The sequence below is a fragment of the Pseudomonas sp. GW822-FHT02E03 genome, from assembly GCF_058802325.1.
Genome location: NZ_JBXAOA010000008.1, coordinates 144,081 through 158,620 on the forward strand (window position 1 = coordinate 144,081; position 14,540 = coordinate 158,620).

15 protein-coding genes are annotated in these 14,540 nt (G+C 59.0%); 8 read left to right on the forward strand and 7 right to left on the reverse strand.

The genetic code is table 11. The features are described from left to right. Nucleotides 1-50 precede the first annotated feature (50 nt). Entirely contained in the window at nt 51-968 is a 918-nt protein-coding gene (locus AC1RQB_RS09185; protein WP_008067561.1) for a LysR family transcriptional regulator, read from the reverse strand. 147 nt (nt 969-1,115) lie between these two features. Here AC1RQB_RS09185 and AC1RQB_RS09190 point away from each other — a divergent pair, with 147 nt between their 5' ends. From AC1RQB_RS09190 to AC1RQB_RS09205, 4 genes are all read left to right on the forward strand, one after another. Further along, nucleotides 1,116-2,399: an MFS transporter gene (locus AC1RQB_RS09190; RefSeq protein WP_008067563.1), complete on the forward strand. Its 1,284-nt coding sequence runs from the start codon at nt 1,116-1,118 to the stop codon at nt 2,397-2,399. Nucleotides 2,400-2,477: 78 nt separating this feature from the next. Further along, nucleotides 2,478-3,230 carry a 5-oxoprolinase subunit PxpA gene (locus AC1RQB_RS09195; RefSeq protein WP_008067565.1) on the forward strand — a complete coding sequence of 251 codons (753 nt, stop codon included), beginning with the start codon at nt 2,478-2,480 and terminating at the stop codon, nt 3,228-3,230. Then, the gene (pxpB, locus tag AC1RQB_RS09200) at nt 3,227-3,931 is read left to right on the forward strand and encodes a 5-oxoprolinase subunit PxpB (RefSeq protein WP_063342785.1); all 705 of its coding nucleotides are present in this window, start codon (nt 3,227-3,229) and stop codon (nt 3,929-3,931) included. The genes AC1RQB_RS09195 and pxpB overlap by 4 nt, the downstream gene beginning before the upstream one ends. Next, nucleotides 3,928-4,854, forward strand: coding sequence for a 5-oxoprolinase subunit C family protein (locus tag AC1RQB_RS09205; protein ID WP_063342786.1), 927 nt, complete (start codon nt 3,928-3,930; stop codon nt 4,852-4,854). Before pxpB ends, AC1RQB_RS09205 begins: the two co-directional genes overlap by 4 nt. 116 nt (nt 4,855-4,970) lie before the next feature. On the opposite strand, the gene AC1RQB_RS09210 is transcribed toward AC1RQB_RS09205, so the two are convergent. Both AC1RQB_RS09210 and AC1RQB_RS09215 read right to left on the reverse strand, forming a co-directional pair. Beyond that, a complete protein-coding gene (locus AC1RQB_RS09210) occupies nt 4,971-6,149 on the reverse strand; it encodes a vWA domain-containing protein (RefSeq protein WP_063342787.1) in 1,179 nt (392 codons plus the stop codon). A gap of 11 nt (nt 6,150-6,160) precedes the next feature. Next, on the reverse strand, nt 6,161-7,006 hold the full coding sequence (locus AC1RQB_RS09215) for an AAA family ATPase (RefSeq protein WP_007898718.1): 846 nt from the start codon (nt 7,004-7,006) through the stop codon (nt 6,161-6,163). Between the two features lie 202 nt (nt 7,007-7,208). Between AC1RQB_RS09215 and AC1RQB_RS09220 the strand changes: the two genes are divergently transcribed. After that, nucleotides 7,209-7,439, forward strand: coding sequence for a DUF4160 domain-containing protein (locus AC1RQB_RS09220; RefSeq protein WP_063342788.1), 231 nt, complete (start codon nt 7,209-7,211; stop codon nt 7,437-7,439). Beyond that, nucleotides 7,427-7,930, forward strand: coding sequence for a DUF2442 domain-containing protein (locus AC1RQB_RS09225; protein WP_008067578.1), 504 nt, complete (start codon nt 7,427-7,429; stop codon nt 7,928-7,930). The genes AC1RQB_RS09220 and AC1RQB_RS09225 overlap by 13 nt, the downstream gene beginning before the upstream one ends. Here the strand turns inward: AC1RQB_RS09225 and AC1RQB_RS09230 are convergent. Beyond that, a complete protein-coding gene (locus AC1RQB_RS09230; RefSeq protein WP_063342789.1) occupies nt 7,927-9,003 on the reverse strand; it encodes a DUF748 domain-containing protein in 1,077 nt (358 codons plus the stop codon). The genes AC1RQB_RS09225 and AC1RQB_RS09230 overlap by 4 nt on opposite strands. Before the next feature lie 126 nt (nt 9,004-9,129). On the opposite strand from AC1RQB_RS09230, the gene cysK reads away from it, so the two are divergent. Both cysK and AC1RQB_RS09240 read left to right on the forward strand, forming a co-directional pair. Then, complete coding sequence (gene cysK, locus AC1RQB_RS09235) at nt 9,130-10,104, forward strand: cysteine synthase A (RefSeq protein ID WP_063342790.1); 975 nt, start codon at nt 9,130-9,132, stop codon at nt 10,102-10,104. A gap of 304 nt (nt 10,105-10,408) precedes the next feature. Then, nucleotides 10,409-11,347, forward strand: coding sequence for an aspartyl/asparaginyl beta-hydroxylase domain-containing protein (locus AC1RQB_RS09240; protein WP_008067590.1), 939 nt, complete (start codon nt 10,409-10,411; stop codon nt 11,345-11,347). A 111-nt stretch (nt 11,348-11,458) separates the two neighbouring features. Here the strand turns inward: AC1RQB_RS09240 and AC1RQB_RS09245 are convergent, their stop codons facing one another. From AC1RQB_RS09245 to AC1RQB_RS09255, 3 genes are all read right to left on the reverse strand, one after another. Further along, nucleotides 11,459-12,400, reverse strand: a complete 942-nt coding sequence (locus AC1RQB_RS09245; RefSeq protein ID WP_008067592.1) for a LysR family transcriptional regulator — start codon at nt 12,398-12,400, stop codon at nt 11,459-11,461. Between the two features lie 69 nt (nt 12,401-12,469). After that, nucleotides 12,470-13,999 (reverse strand): tripartite tricarboxylate transporter permease, encoded by a 1,530-nt coding sequence (locus tag AC1RQB_RS09250; RefSeq protein ID WP_063342791.1) that lies wholly within the window; start codon nt 13,997-13,999, stop codon nt 12,470-12,472. Continuing rightward, nucleotides 13,996-14,529 carry a tripartite tricarboxylate transporter TctB family protein gene (locus tag AC1RQB_RS09255; RefSeq protein ID WP_008067597.1) on the reverse strand — a complete coding sequence of 178 codons (534 nt, stop codon included), beginning with the start codon at nt 14,527-14,529 and terminating at the stop codon, nt 13,996-13,998. The genes AC1RQB_RS09250 and AC1RQB_RS09255 overlap by 4 nt, the downstream gene beginning before the upstream one ends. Nucleotides 14,530-14,540: the final 11 nt, after the last annotated feature.

Sequence of the window (14,540 nt, forward strand, 5' to 3'; positions counted from 1 at the left end):
ATGATAGTGGTTCATATTTAGAGTTTGGGGAATGTCCTTCAGATTCGGGCCTATGGTTTGCTCAAGATTATGTACTGCTCGCCCACTTTATGCGCATAGCGCTCCACGACTTGCTGACACAACGCCACGATTTCTTCGACCCATTCCACGCCCACCCGCCACGACACCACCACCTGCAAATTTGGCGGTCGTTGATCGATGGCCAGCAAGGTCAATTCCCCCCGCGCCAGTTCCTCGGCGACCAACACCGGTGGTAACGCGCCGATGCCAAATCCATCGCGCAGTAAACGGGTAATTGCCGAGACCGAGTTCACGCAGTTGAGCCGCGGCGCCATGACGCCATTGGCCTGCATCAGGGCAAGAATCTCTTGGTGTGGCTGGGAATTTTTCGAATAGGTAATGATCCGCTCCCGCGCCAGATCGGCGACACCCGAATATTCGCGGTTGTAGATGGAATTGCTGGCGACGATCCAGCCCATCGGATGACTGGCCAGCTCCAGGCTGCGCACACTCTCCTGGCGCAACAGGTCGGTTTGCAGGATCAGGTCGAGAAAGCCTTTTTGCAGCTGATCGCAGAGGTTGAGCGCGGTATCGGCCACCAACTCGATTTCCACCAGCGGGTAGTGATCCATCATCTGCGCCACCAACGGGCTGAGCCAGGTGTGGATCACGGTGTCCATGACACCGATCCGGACCCGTCCGACCTTGCTCGAACGCGTCTCGATCGAGTGTTTGAGCGCCTGCATCGTGTCCATCATCTGCTCGGCATATTCGAGCACTTTCAAGCCTTCGGGCGTCAGGCTCACGCCGCGAGAATCGCGCAGGAACAGCTTCACCCCGAGCTCGCCTTCGAGCACGGCGATACGGCTGGAAATCGACGCCTGGGTGGTGAAGAGTTTGTCTGCCGTCAGGCGAAAACTCTTGAGTCGGGCGACCCAGACAAAGGTCTCGAGAAACTTCAGATTCATGGGATCAACTTTTTCTTATGCCTTGGCCGGGTTTTTATTAGTTGGACGCAGCAGGGCCAAGCGTCCAAAAATCGACGCATCCGGTTCCCACGATAGGCGTCGTCGGGGCTCAGAACAATACCAATAAAATTTGCACGGAGACTTGCCATGAGTGCGCCCGACACCCTCGTTCCCAAAGCCACGGCTCGCCCGGGACCCTTCGATTGGTACCACAACATCAACAAGCAGGAACGTCGTACGTTCTGGAGCTGCAAGATCGGCTATGGCCTGGACGGCATGGACACCCAAATGCTCAGCTTCGTGGTGCCGACCCTGATTGCCATGTGGGGCATTACCACTGGCGAAGCCGGGCTGATTCACACCAGCACCCTGATCGCCTCGGCCATTGGTGGTTGGGTGGCGGGGATTCTTTCTGACCGCATCGGTCGGGTGCGCACCCTGCAACTGACGGTGCTCTGGTTCGCCTTCTTCACCTTCCTCTGCGGCTTTGCCCAGAACTACGAACAACTGTTGATCAGCCGCACGTTGATGGGCTTCGGTTTCGGCGGTGAATGGACCGCCGGCGCGGTGCTGATTGGCGAAGTGATTCGCGCCAAGGACCGTGGCAAGGCTGTGGGCATGGTGCAATCGGGCTGGGCGTTGGGTTGGGGACTGACGGCGATTCTGTATGCGCTGCTGTTCTCGGTGCTCCCACCGGAAGACGCCTGGCGCGCTCTGTTCCTCCTTGGCATCGTGCCGGCGATCTTCGTGATTTTCGTCCGTCGCTTGGTCAAGGATCCGGAAATCTATCGCGAAGCCAAAGCTAAACAAGAGCCAAGCAACCCGGCCAAGTTCTACGAGATCTTCGCCCCGGGCATCCTTTTCACCACTATCCGCGCTTCGATCCTGACCACCGGCGCCCTCGGCGGTTACTACGCGATCACTTCCTGGTTGCCGACGTTTCTGAAAAACGAACGGGGCTTGAGCGTACTCGGCACCGGTGGCTATCTGGCGATGGTGATCGTCGGGTCCTACGTCGGGTATGTGATCAGCGCGTATTTGACTGACATCCTCGGTCGTAAAAAGAACTTCATTCTGTTCGCGGTCGGCTCGTTCACCATTGTTCTGCTGTACACCCAATTGCCGGTCAGCAACGGTGTGATGCTCTGGCTGGGTTTCCCCTTGGGCTTCTTCGCTTCGGGGATCTTCAGCGGCATGGGTGCGTTTTTGACTGAGCTGTTTCCGACGAGGATTCGCGGCTCGGGCCAGGGTTTTTGCTACAACATCGGTCGGGCATTGGCGGCGCTGTTCCCACTGCTGATCGGCTTGCTCAGCCAGAAGGTGCCGCTGAGTGTGGGAATCGGGGCTTTCGCTGCGGTGTCCTACGGGGTGGTGATCCTGGCGGCCCTGAGCCTGCCGGAAACCCGTGGCAAGCAACTCGACGCTCAATAACCGAATATCCGGTAACTGATAATCTGAGGGGCATATGTCCTTCAGCTAAGAAGATAAAAGCCTACAGGAGTGTTCACCGTGAACCGCCTGCTATTGAACTGCGACATCGGCGAAAGTTTTGGCCACTGGACCATGGGTCTGGACGCCGAGGTTATGCCCTTCATCGACTGCGCCAACATTGCTTGTGGCTTCCACGCCGGCGACCCGAGCATCATGCGCAAGACCGTCAGCCTGGCCCTGAGCCACGGGGTGCAGATTGGCGCTCATCCGGCCTATCAGGATCTGGTGGGGTTCGGTCGCCGATCCATGGCTTACACCGCCCAGGAACTGCAGGACCTGTTGCATTACCAGATCGGCGCCCTCGATGGCATCTGCCGGGCGCAGGGCGGGCGGGTGAGTTACGTCAAACCCCACGGCGCGATGTACAACGACATGATGGCCAACCCGGCGCAACTGCGCGCGGTGATTCAGGCCGTGGCGGCCTACGACCGGACGCTGCCATTGATGTTGATGGCGACCCGCGACAACAGTGCCGCGCAGCAACTCGGCGATGAATACGGCGTGACACTGTGGTTCGAAGCCTTCGCCGATCGCGCTTACGACAGCGCCGGCAGACTGGTCTCGCGGCAACTGCCGGGAGCCGTGCATCACGATCCCGAGAAGATCATTGAACAGGCGCTGATCATTGCCCGCGGTGGCATGCTCACGGCCAGCGATGGCAGCGCCTTGCACTTGCAGGCCAATACCTTGTGCGTACACGGCGACAACGCCAGTTCGGTGGCCGCCGTGCAGCGCATTCGTGAAGCCTTGAATCAGCAGAGTGCATCATGAAGCCACGGGTAGAAGTGGTGGCGCTGGATTGCCTGATGGTGCGTCTGTTCGATGAAATCAGCGAAGCCAATATGCCGTGGATGCTCGCGGCCAGCGAGCGTCTGAGAGAAGCGTTCGCCAGCCATTTGATCGATCTGGTGCCGTCCTACACGACACTGATGGTGCATTACGATTTGATGGCGCTGAACCCGGCTCAGGCGCGAGAGTTGATCGCTGAAGCCTTGATTGATCTGTCGCCCAACGCTCGGGCCAGCGGTAAATGCCATGTGTTGCCGGTCTGGTATGACCTGAGCGTCGGCCCGGAACTGAGCTTGCTGTCTCAACGCAGCGGATTAGCGGTGGAAGAGGTCATCCGTCGTCACAGCGAGCGCGAGTATCAAGTGTTCGCATTGGGCTTCGCGCCGGGGTTTGCCTTTATGGGATTGGTGGAGGAAGTGTTGGCTGCACCGCGTATGAATACCCCGCGCAAAAAAGTGGCTGCCGGCAGTGTTGGTATCGCCGAACGCCAGACGGCGGCTTATCCGGTGGTGTCCCCTGGCGGCTGGAACCTTATCGGCCGTACCCCGGCCAAATTGTTCGACCGCGAGCGCGAGGGTTACAGCCTGATGCAACCGGGCGACACCGTGCGCTTCGAAGCGGTCAGCCATGCCGAGTTCATCAACCTTGGCGGTGATGACACGCCGTTGGAGGCCCTGGCATGAGCCGACTGACGATTGAAGCAAGTACACCGCTGTGCCTGTTGCAGGACGCCGGGCGATTTGGCGTGCGGCATCTGGGCGTGACCCAGGGCGGGGCAGCGGATTGGCGATCGATGTCGTGGGCCAATTGGCTGCTGGGCAATGGGCTGGATGCGTCGGTGATCGAAATCACCCTCGGCGGGTTTACGGTCGTTGCTCAGGAAGATTGCGTGCTGGCATTGGCCGGGGCGGATCTGGGGGCGCAAATCGATGGCGAGGCATTGGCGCCGTGGCGCAGTTTCAGGCTGAACAAAGGTCAGCAATTGCAATTCACTCAGCCACTGCTTGGCGCTCGGGCTTATTTGGCGGCCCCGGGCGGATTTGATGCGCCAAAGGTGTTGGGCAGTAGCGCAACGGTGGTCCGTGAGGAGCTCGGTGGGCTGGATGGCATGGGTCGGGCGTTGGCCAAAGAGGCGCAGTTGAGCTACTCGGGGAGCTCGCTGCTACTGCTGCGAGAGTTGGCAACCGAACAGGTGCCGGATTTCAAACTCGATGCGCCGCTGGACCTGGTGCTCGGTGCACAGATCGGCGAGTTCAGTGGACAGAGTTCGTTTGACGCGTTCAACAGCGTCTGGACCCTCGACAGCCGCGCCGATCGCATGGGTATTCGCCTGTTGGGAACGGCGTTGCAGTATCAGGGCAAGCCGATGATTTCCGAAGGCATCCCGCTGGGCGCGGTCCAGGTGCCGCCGGACGGGCAGCCGATAGTGCTGCTCAATGATCGGCAGACCATTGGTGGTTATCCGCGACTGGGGGCGTTGACGCCGTTGGCCTTGGCGCGATTGGCGCAGTGTTTGCCGGGGTCGAAGGTGCAGTTGAGGCCGGTGGTGCAGGATGTGGCTCATCGTGAACACGTCGAGTATTTGCGGCGGTTTTTAGGCCGCTAAAGCATCGCGGGCAAGCCCGCTCCCACAGGGTAGATGGTGCTCACAAAATGTGTGAGCAACGCTAATCCTTGTGGGAGCGGGCTTGCCCGCGATGGCGTCAGTCCAGACAAACGAGATTACTTGGACAAAAACCGCATCCCTTCCTCCAACCCCCGCAATGTCAGCGGGAACATCTGGTCATCAATCAAATCCCGCACGATGTTGGTCGATGAGGTATAGCCCCAGGTGTCTTTCGGATATGGGTTGATCCAGATGAGCTTCTTGTACTTTTCCTTGAAGCGCTGCATCCACACGTACCCGGCTTCTTCATTCCAGTGCTCGACGCTGCCGCCGGCCTGAGTGATTTCATAGGGCGCCATGGCGGCATCGCCGATGAAGATCACTTTGTAGTCGGCGCCGTACTTGTGCAGCAGGTCCTGGGTGGCGGTGCGCTCAGAGGTGCGACGCATGTTGTTCTTCCACACCGATTCATAAATGAAGTTGTGGAAGTAGAAGTACTCCAAGTGCTTGAACTCGGTCTTGCAGGCCGAGAACAGTTCTTCGCAGATCTTCACGTGGGCATCCATCGAACCGCCGATGTCGAACAGCAGCAGCAACTTGACGGTGTTGCGGCGTTCCGGACGCATCTGGATGTTCAGCAACCCGGCATCGCGTGCGGTGTGGTCGATGGTGCCATCGATGTCCAGTTCTTCCGCCGCACCCTGACGGGCGAATTTACGCAGGCGCCGCAGGGCGACCTTGATATTGCGCGTGCCCAGTTCGACCGAATCGTCGAGGTTCTTGTACTCGCGCTGATCCCAGACTTTGACCGCTTTGCCTTGACGCTTGCCGGCATCGCCGACCCGAATGCCTTCCGGGTTGAAGCCACCGGAGCCAAACGGGCTGGTGCCGCCGGTGCCGATCCACTTGTTGCCGCCGGCATGGCGCTCTTTCTGTTCTTCCAGGCGCTTCTTGAATTCTTCGATCAACTTGTCCAGGCCACCCAGGGACTGGATCGCGGCCCGCTCTTCATCGGTCAGGGAACGTTCGAATTCCTTGCGCAGCCAGTCTTCGGGGATCAAGGCCTGAAGATGATCGTCGAGCTTTTCCAGCCCTTTGAAATAGGCACCGAAGGCCCGGTCGAACTTGTCGAAATGCTTTTCGTCCTTCACCAGGATCGCCCGGGACAAGTAATAGAACTCGTCCATGTCGGCGAAGGTCACGCGCTGTTTCAGCGCGTTGATCAGGTCCAGCAGCTCACGCACCGAGACCGGCACCTTGGCTGCGCGCATTTCATTGAACAGGTTGAGCAACATGGCGTTGACCCTTATCGAGTGCCGCGACGGCTCATGAACGCCAGACGCTCAAGCAATTGCACGTCTTGTTCGTTCTTCACCAAGGCGCCGGCCAGTGGCGGAATGGCCTTGGTCGGATCGCGCTCACGCAGCACCGCTTCACCGATGTTGTCGGCCATCAGCAGTTTCAGCCAGTCCACCAGTTCGGAGGTCGATGGCTTTTTCTTCAAGCCCGGCACCTTGCGTACGTCGAAGAACACGTCCAGCGCTTCGCTGACCAGGTCTTTCTTGATGTTCGGGTAATGCACGTCGACGATCCGCTGCATCGTGACGCGATCCGGAAAGGCGATGTAATGGAAGAAGCAGCGGCGCAGGAAGGCGTCCGGCAGCTCTTTCTCGTTGTTGGAGGTAATGATGATGATCGGGCGCTTCTTGGCCTTGATGGTCTCGTCGATCTCGTAAACGTAGAACTCCATCTTGTCGAGTTCTTGCAGCAAGTCGTTGGGGAACTCGATGTCGGCTTTGTCGATTTCATCGATCAGCAGAATCACCCGCTCTTCGGACTCGAAAGCCTCCCAGAGCTTGCCCTTCTTCAGGTAGTTGCGGACGTCGTGAACCTTTTCCGTGCCCAGCTGCGAATCTCGCAGGCGGCTGACCGCGTCGTACTCGTACAGGCCTTGATGCGCCTTGGTGGTGGACTTGATGTGCCAGGTAATCAACTTGGCGCCGAAGGACTCGGCCAGTTGCTCGGCGAGCATGGTCTTGCCGGTGCCTGGCTCGCCCTTGACCAGCAGTGGCCGTTCCAGAGTGATGGCGGCGTTGACCGCCAGCTTCAGGTCATCGGTGGCGACGTAGGCCTGGGTGCCTTCGAACTTCATCTGCTAATCCTCGAACGGTAACGCCGACCTGAACGAGGCAGGGCGGGGCGCAATAATTGTAGTACCCGACTATAACGCGGTGCCCGGTCGACTGTGAACGCAGACGGCTTATTCAGTCTCTGAATGGGGCGTCACATCTTGACTCAGTCTCGGCCGCTAGCCAGTATTGAGCTATCGCCATTTTGGCGATAGCTTGCGGGGCATGTCTACTAAGTACCGATTTCGCGATACGTACCGCATTCAGTTGCGCGAGAAGGATCATCCGCCGCCCCATGTCCACCTGACCGGTGGCGGCCTGGACGTGATGCTCAGCCTGCAAACCCTCGAAGTGATGATGGGCAAGGCACCGCCGCTGATTATCAAGGAAGCGCTGGAGTGGGTCAGGGCCCATCAGGTGCAATTGCTGGAGGATTGGAAACGATGTTACCCATGAAACGACCACGGCTGTCGGTCGTGCAGGCGTTGCCGGATTACAGGCTGGCGCTGACTTTTATCGATGGGCAGCAACTGAGCCTCGATCTAACTCGCGACCTGCGTTCATACCCGGGGTTGCAGCCATTGCTGGAGGGCCGTGCTTTTGAAGGTGCAGCCTTGGGTGACGATGGCTGGAGCGTGGAGTGGCCCGAACTGGATATCCAGATTGGCGCAGACACGCTCTATCTGGATGCTCTTGCGCAAAATGCGGTAGATGAAAATACCCGTATTTTCATCGATTGGCGTGCTCGCACCGGGTTGCCGCTGAATCAGGCGGCCGAGGCGCTGGGCGTCAGTGCCCGCAGTATCAGTCGCTACAGCAGTGGTCGTGAAGCTGTGCCGCGGTCGTTGGCCCTGGCTTGCCTGGGCTGGGACTTCTTGCAGCAGCAAACAAACCCGGCGCGGGCAGCGGAAGAAACCGGTCGTTACACCGTCACACGCAAGTCCTAACCGGCATCCGGTTTCGGTCGTTCGTACTGGGCATTGAACGCCTCGATGAAACCATTACGCAAAATCTGCAAAAAAGCCTCGAATGCGCTGATATCTCGTTGATGCACGCTGCCTCTGAGCTGGACGCGAGTGGCGAACTGATTTTTCGGTTGGTTCTTCAGCACGTTCTCGGTGCCACCGACGAGTGCTTCCCAGATGGAACGGAATATCCCTTTGTCCTTGTTTTCCACGTCCTGCTGCCAATTGAACACATCGACGTCGCGCAACAGCGGCTTGATGTAGCCGGTGAGTTGGCCCTTGTTGGCTTCGGCTTCGATGACCACGTCGCCATGGCCGGCATTGAAGTCGAACTTGCCGTAGGCCGAGGCGAAGTCGTTCATGCGTTTGAGTTCAAGGTTCCTGGCGCGCAGGCGAAATTCGAAGTCCTGGAAGTCGCTCAGCGGATCGAAGGTCGCCGTGGTTTCCAGCGGTGCATGCCCCAGCAACAGAGCCTTGCCGTCGAATCGGGCATCGCGTTTGCCTTTGGTGTCGACCACGTTGGTCAGGTTGTAAATGCTGGCATTGACCTGGGTCGCATTCATGTTCACGGGCGGTTTTGAATTGAAGTTTCGGAAGGTGACCCGCCCGTCGTTGATCCGCACTTCGTTCAGGGTAATCGGCAGCAATTTTTCCAATTGTGCCCGCCAGTCAGTGCCCTCACCGGTCTGGGAGTTTTTCTTGTTGGCACCGCCGTCGACGAAGTTCACCTCGGGTTTGTCGAACTGCGCCTCGGCCACCACCGCGTGGTCATACCAGAGCGAGTGCCAGCTGACGGAGAGGTCAATCAATGGCGCGTTGACGAAAGGCACGGGAACCTTGCCATTGACCTTGACGATTTTCAGTCCATTGATTTTGTAGGCGCCGCGCCACAGGGCCAGATCTACGTCGGTAATCTGCCCGCGGTAGTCACCCATGTTCGCCAATCTTTCGTTGAGGTAATCGCGCACCACGTAGGGCAGGGCAATGTGCAGGGCAACCAGCAGCAGAACGAGGCCGGCGAGGGTCCACAGGGGCCAACTGTATCGACGCTTCATGGCGGCAAATCTCTGGCGGTATAAAGCGATTGACTGCGGGGGTAAGCGGACGTTCGACTGACTGGACGACCACGGGTAACAGGCATACCTTGGACAGCTAATTCAACGCTGTACAAGGACCCAGCCATGAGCCGTATTTATGCTGACAACGCCCATTCCATTGGCAATACGCCGCTGGTTCAGATCAACCGTATCGCCCCGCGTGGTGTCACCATCCTGGCCAAGATCGAAGGGCGCAACCCCGGCTATTCGGTCAAGTGCCGGATCGGCGCGAACATGATCTGGGACGCCGAAAGCACCGGTAAACTCAAGCCTGGCATGACCATCATCGAACCGACTTCGGGCAATACCGGCATCGGCCTGGCGTTCGTTGCCGCTGCCCGCGGTTACCGACTGGTATTGACCATGCCCGCGTCCATGAGCATCGAACGGCGCAAGGTGCTCAAAGCCCTTGGCGCCGAACTGGTGTTGACGGAACCGGCCAAAGGCATGAAAGGCGCGATCGAGAAAGCCGCCGAAATCCTCGCCAGTGATCCATCGACCTACTTCATGCCGGGGCAGTTCGAAAACCCGGCCAACCCGGCCATCCACGAAAAAACCACCGGGCCGGAAATCTGGAGCGACACCGACGGTGCGGTCGACGTACTGGTGGCGGGTGTCGGGACAGGTGGAACCATTACCGGGGTTTCGCGGTATATCAAGAATACCCAGGGCAAACCGATTATCTCGGTGGCGGTGGAGCCGGTGGTGTCTCCAGTGATCACCCAGGCGATGGCGGGTGAAGAGATCAAGCCGAGCCCTCACAAAATTCAGGGCATCGGCGCTGGTTTTGTGCCGAAGAACCTGGACCTGTCGATGGTCGACCGGGTCGAACTGGTCAGCGACGATGAGTCCAAGGCAATGGCCCTGCGCCTGATGCAGGAAGAAGGGATTTTGAGCGGTATCTCGTGCGGCGCCGCCATGGCGGTGGCTGTGCGGCTGGCCGAAACCCCGGAAATGCAGGGCAAGACCATCGTGGTGATTCTGCCCGACTCTGGCGAGCGCTACCTGTCGAGCATGCTGTTCAGTGATCTGTTTACCGAACAGGAGAATCAGCAATAACATTTTGCGAGCTTCGCAGCCAAACGGGTAGGAGCGAGGCTTGCCCGCGAAGAACGATGACGCGTAATACTTGAAAAAAAGCGGTGCATTCTTCGCGGGCAAGCCTCGCTCCTACAGGTTCTGCGGGTGATTCAGGTCAGCCCCCGTTCAGGAACCTTGTGTTAACAAGTGTTTGTTGCGTAATCCTTAACACTGAATGTTGAGTGATGCGGGTATTTCCCGAGGCCGGTAGTGTTTATCATGGCCGATTGCCACGTCGGGTAAATGGCGTTGTGCAAAGTTACCTACTATCAAGGAGTTGTAGATGAACTTTTCCTTTGTCGCGAAGGCGTCGGTGTTGTTGCTGTTTCTCGGCAGCACGCTCTATGTGCACTTGCGTGGCAAGGCGCGTTTGCCGGTTCTGCGTCAGTTCGTCAATCACTCGGCCCTGTTCGCACCTTATAACGCCCTGATGTACCTGTTCTCCAGCGTGCCATCCAAACCCTACCTGGACCGCAGCAAGTTCCCCGAACTGGATGTGCTGAGGGACAATTGGGAAGTTATTCGCGACGAAGCGATGCATTTGTTTGACGAGGGCTACATCCGCGCCGCCGAAAGGAACAACGACGCCGGGTTCGGTTCGTTCTTCAAGAAAGGCTGGAAGCGCTTTTACCTCAAGTGGTACGACAAACCACTGCCATCAGCCGAAGCCCTGTGCCCGAAAACCGTGGCACTGCTCAGCAAAATTCCCAACGTCAAAGGCGCCATGTTTGCGCTGTTGCCCGGCGGCAGTCACCTCAACCCGCATCGCGATCCGTTCGGCGGCTCCCTGCGTTATCACTTGGGGCTGTCGACGCCGAACTCCGACGATTGCCGGATCTTCGTCGACGGTCAGGTCTACGCCTGGCGTGATGGCGAAGACGTGATGTTCGACGAGACCTACGTGCATTGGGTCAAGAATGAAACCGAGCAAACTCGAGTCATTCTGTTCTGCGACATCGAACGACCGCTGAGCAACCGTCTGATGACCCGCATCAACCGCTCGATCAGCGGCTGGCTGGGGCGCGCCACGGCACCCCAGAACCTTGATGATGAACGCGTTGGCGGGATCAACCAGGCCTACGCCAGGAGCAAGAATTTCAGCGACAAATTCAGCGGTCTGGTCAAACAGTGGAAGCGTCGTAACCCCAAGGCCTACCGCGTACTGCGGCCGGTGGTGGCGGTGGTGGTGTTGACGTTGTTGGGGTATTGGCTGCTTGGCTGAGGCTTCTACAAAACTGTAGCGCGATCTGTAGCAGCCGAACGTAGCACCGCTGGGGCTCGACACCTGCTACAGCCCTTTGTCCAAGTCATTACATTTCATGCCGCGCTGTTTCTATTTCGCCAGAGCATGCTCGGCCCGCACCGAATTCATGAACGCCTGCATCGCCGACGACTGAATACGATGACGCCGGGTGATCAGCCCATAGGGTGGCAGCCGTGCTTCGAACTTGATCGGCAACACGGCCAGCAGATCACGGCCGGGATAATCCTCGACCACCGACACGGGTGTAACACCGAGCATGTCGGTCTGCTGGATCAATGAGAGCAGGGTCATGATCGACGTGGTTTCGACGATGCTGCTGGGGATGTCGACCCGTGCGTTGTGAAATACCTGATTGATGATCGCGCGCATCGGGCTTGGATGTTGTTGCAGCACCCAGGTCATGTTCTGCAATTCTGCCCAGCTCAGCTGCTTCTCCTTCGCCAGTGGATTTTGCGCGCCGGCAATCACGCACAAGGCCTCTTCGCCAAGGCTGTCGAACAGCAACTCTTCGGCTCGCGCACCGGCCGGAATCCGCCCCAATACAATATCCAGCTGATCCTGCAACAGGGCCTGTACCAGCACGTCGCTGGTATCGACCTGAATGCTCATCGACAACCGTGGATGGCTTTGCTTCAAGGTGGCGATGGTGCGGGTCAAGAGCCCGGAGGCCAGCGCCGGGATCGCGCCAACCGCGACCCGCCCAAGGTTGCCAGACTCGAGCGCCACCAGTTCTTCGCGCATGCCACTGAGTTCGGCAAACACCATGCGCGCATAGTAGATGACAGTTTCCCCGAAGGGTGTAGAGCGCATACCCCGAGGCAGGCGCTCGAACAGTTCCACACCCAGCAAATCCTCGGCTTCGTGCAGCATCTTGGTCGCCGCGGGCTGGGTCATGCCGATGTGGTCGGCAGCGCGACGCAATGAGCCGAATTCCTGCAACGCCAGCATCAGCCGCAGTTGGCGCAGACGCAGTCGACTGTGGATCACATTGGCAGCAGGAATTCGGGTCATGGGCCGTGCTCGCAAAAAGGACTGCGGCAAGCCTGACAACAAATGTCAGGCGTTGCCAGCATTGCTGTGTCACAGCACCGATTTTGGCTTGGCGACGTGGGGTTTGCGCAGGCCCAACAGGGTTTGCAGCACCTTGGAAATCAGCGGCCAGAACAGCATCAGCAGCGCCGTCGTGGTCAGGCCACCCACCAATGGGTTCGACCAGAAGATCCCGATGTGACCGTCGGAGAACAGCATCGACTGCCGGAACGCATCTTCAGCCTTGTCCCCCAACACCGCCGCCAGCACTAGCGGCGCGATCGGGTAACCGAGTTTCTTGAACAGATAACCCAGCGCGCCGAAGCCGAGCATCAGCACCACGTCGAAGAACGAGTTATGCACCGAGTACGCACCGATAGCGCAGACCATGATGATGATCGGCGCAATGATCGAGAACGGAATGCGCAGGATCGAAGCGAACAGCGGCACGGTGGCCAACACCACAATCAAGCTGACGACGTTGCCCAGGTACATGCTGGCGATCAGGCCCCAGACGAAGTCATGTTGCTCGACGAACAGCGTCGGGCCCGGGTGCAGGCCCCAGATCATCAAGCCTCCGAGCATCACTGCTGCCGTTGCCGAACCGGGAATGCCCAGCGTCAGCATCGGCAGCAGGGCGCTGGTGCCGGCCGCGTGGTCGGCGGTTTCCGGGGCGATCACGCCTTCGAGTTCACCCTTGCCGAAGTTCTCGCGATTCTTCGAAAAGCGCCGCGCCAGGCTGTAACTCATGAACGATGCCGCCGTCGGACCGCCCGGCGTGATGCCCATCCAGCAACCGACCAGGGTGCTGCGCACAATCGTCCACCAGTAGCGCGGCAACTTGGCCCACGTGCGCAGGATGATCATCGGCGTGATGCGCGCATGCTCACCGCGAAACACCAGGCCTTCCTCCACCGTGCAGAGGATTTCGCCAATGCCGAACAGGCCGATGACCGCCACTTCGAAGCTGATCCCGGTCATCAGGATCGGCTGGTCGAACGTCAAGCGCAGGTTGCCGGACACGGTGTCCATGCCGACCGCAGCCATGGCGAAACCTATCATCATCGCGACCACGGTTTTCAGCGGCGGGTTCTTGCTCATGCCGATGAACGTGCAGAATGCCAGCAGGTATACCGCGAAGAACTCCGGCGAGCTGAAAGACATGGCGAACGCAGCAATTTTTGTCGACAGGAACGTCAGCAACAACACCCCGGCCAACGCGCCGATCAACGCCGAGCTGAACGCAGCGGTCAGGGCTTCGGCGGCGCGACCTTCGCGGGCCATCGGGTAGCCGTCGAAGGTGGTCGCCACCGATGAGGGCTCGCCGGGGATGTTGAACAGAATCGAGGTGATCGAGCCGCCGAACAGCGCGCCCCAATACATGCACGACAGCAAAATGATCGCCGACACTGGCGACATGGTGAACGTCAGCGGCAGCAACAACGCCACGCCATTCGGGGCGCCGAGGCCGGGCAACACGCCGACCAGAATGCCCAGCAGCACACCGATCACCATCAGGCCGATATGGCCCGGGGTCAGGATCAGGTTCATGCCTTGCAGCAGAGAATCGAACTCGCTCATTTGAAGGTTCTCCCGGCCAGAGCAATCCAGTCGCCCATCGGGCCGGCATCCAGCGGGACCTTGAACCACAGCGCGAAAATCAGGTAGCTGGCGAGCACCGCGCCGAGGGACACGCCGCTGATCGCCAACTTGCCATACGGTTTGACGCGGACCTTGTCACGCCACATGAACCAGGCGATGAAACAGGCCGATGCCACGTAGATGCCAGTGAACGGCATGGCGCCGACGAACAGCGCAATCGGGATAAACACCGATAACACCTGTTTGAATGCACTGCGGCTGACGAATGAAAGGCTCAGGGCTTGCCAGCGCACCAGGGTCAACACACCGTTGCCCACGCTTGCGGCGCTCAGCAACAGGCCAATGTAGAAGGGAAAGTAACCCGGCTCGGGGCCGGAATCGCCCCAGCCGATACCTTGTTCGACGCTGCCGTACATCACCACCGCGCCGATCAGCGTGGTGAAGAGTGTCAGGCCGAGTTCGACCCAGCGGGTACCGACCAGCGCCGGTGAATCCGAAGAATGGGACATGAAAGCACCTC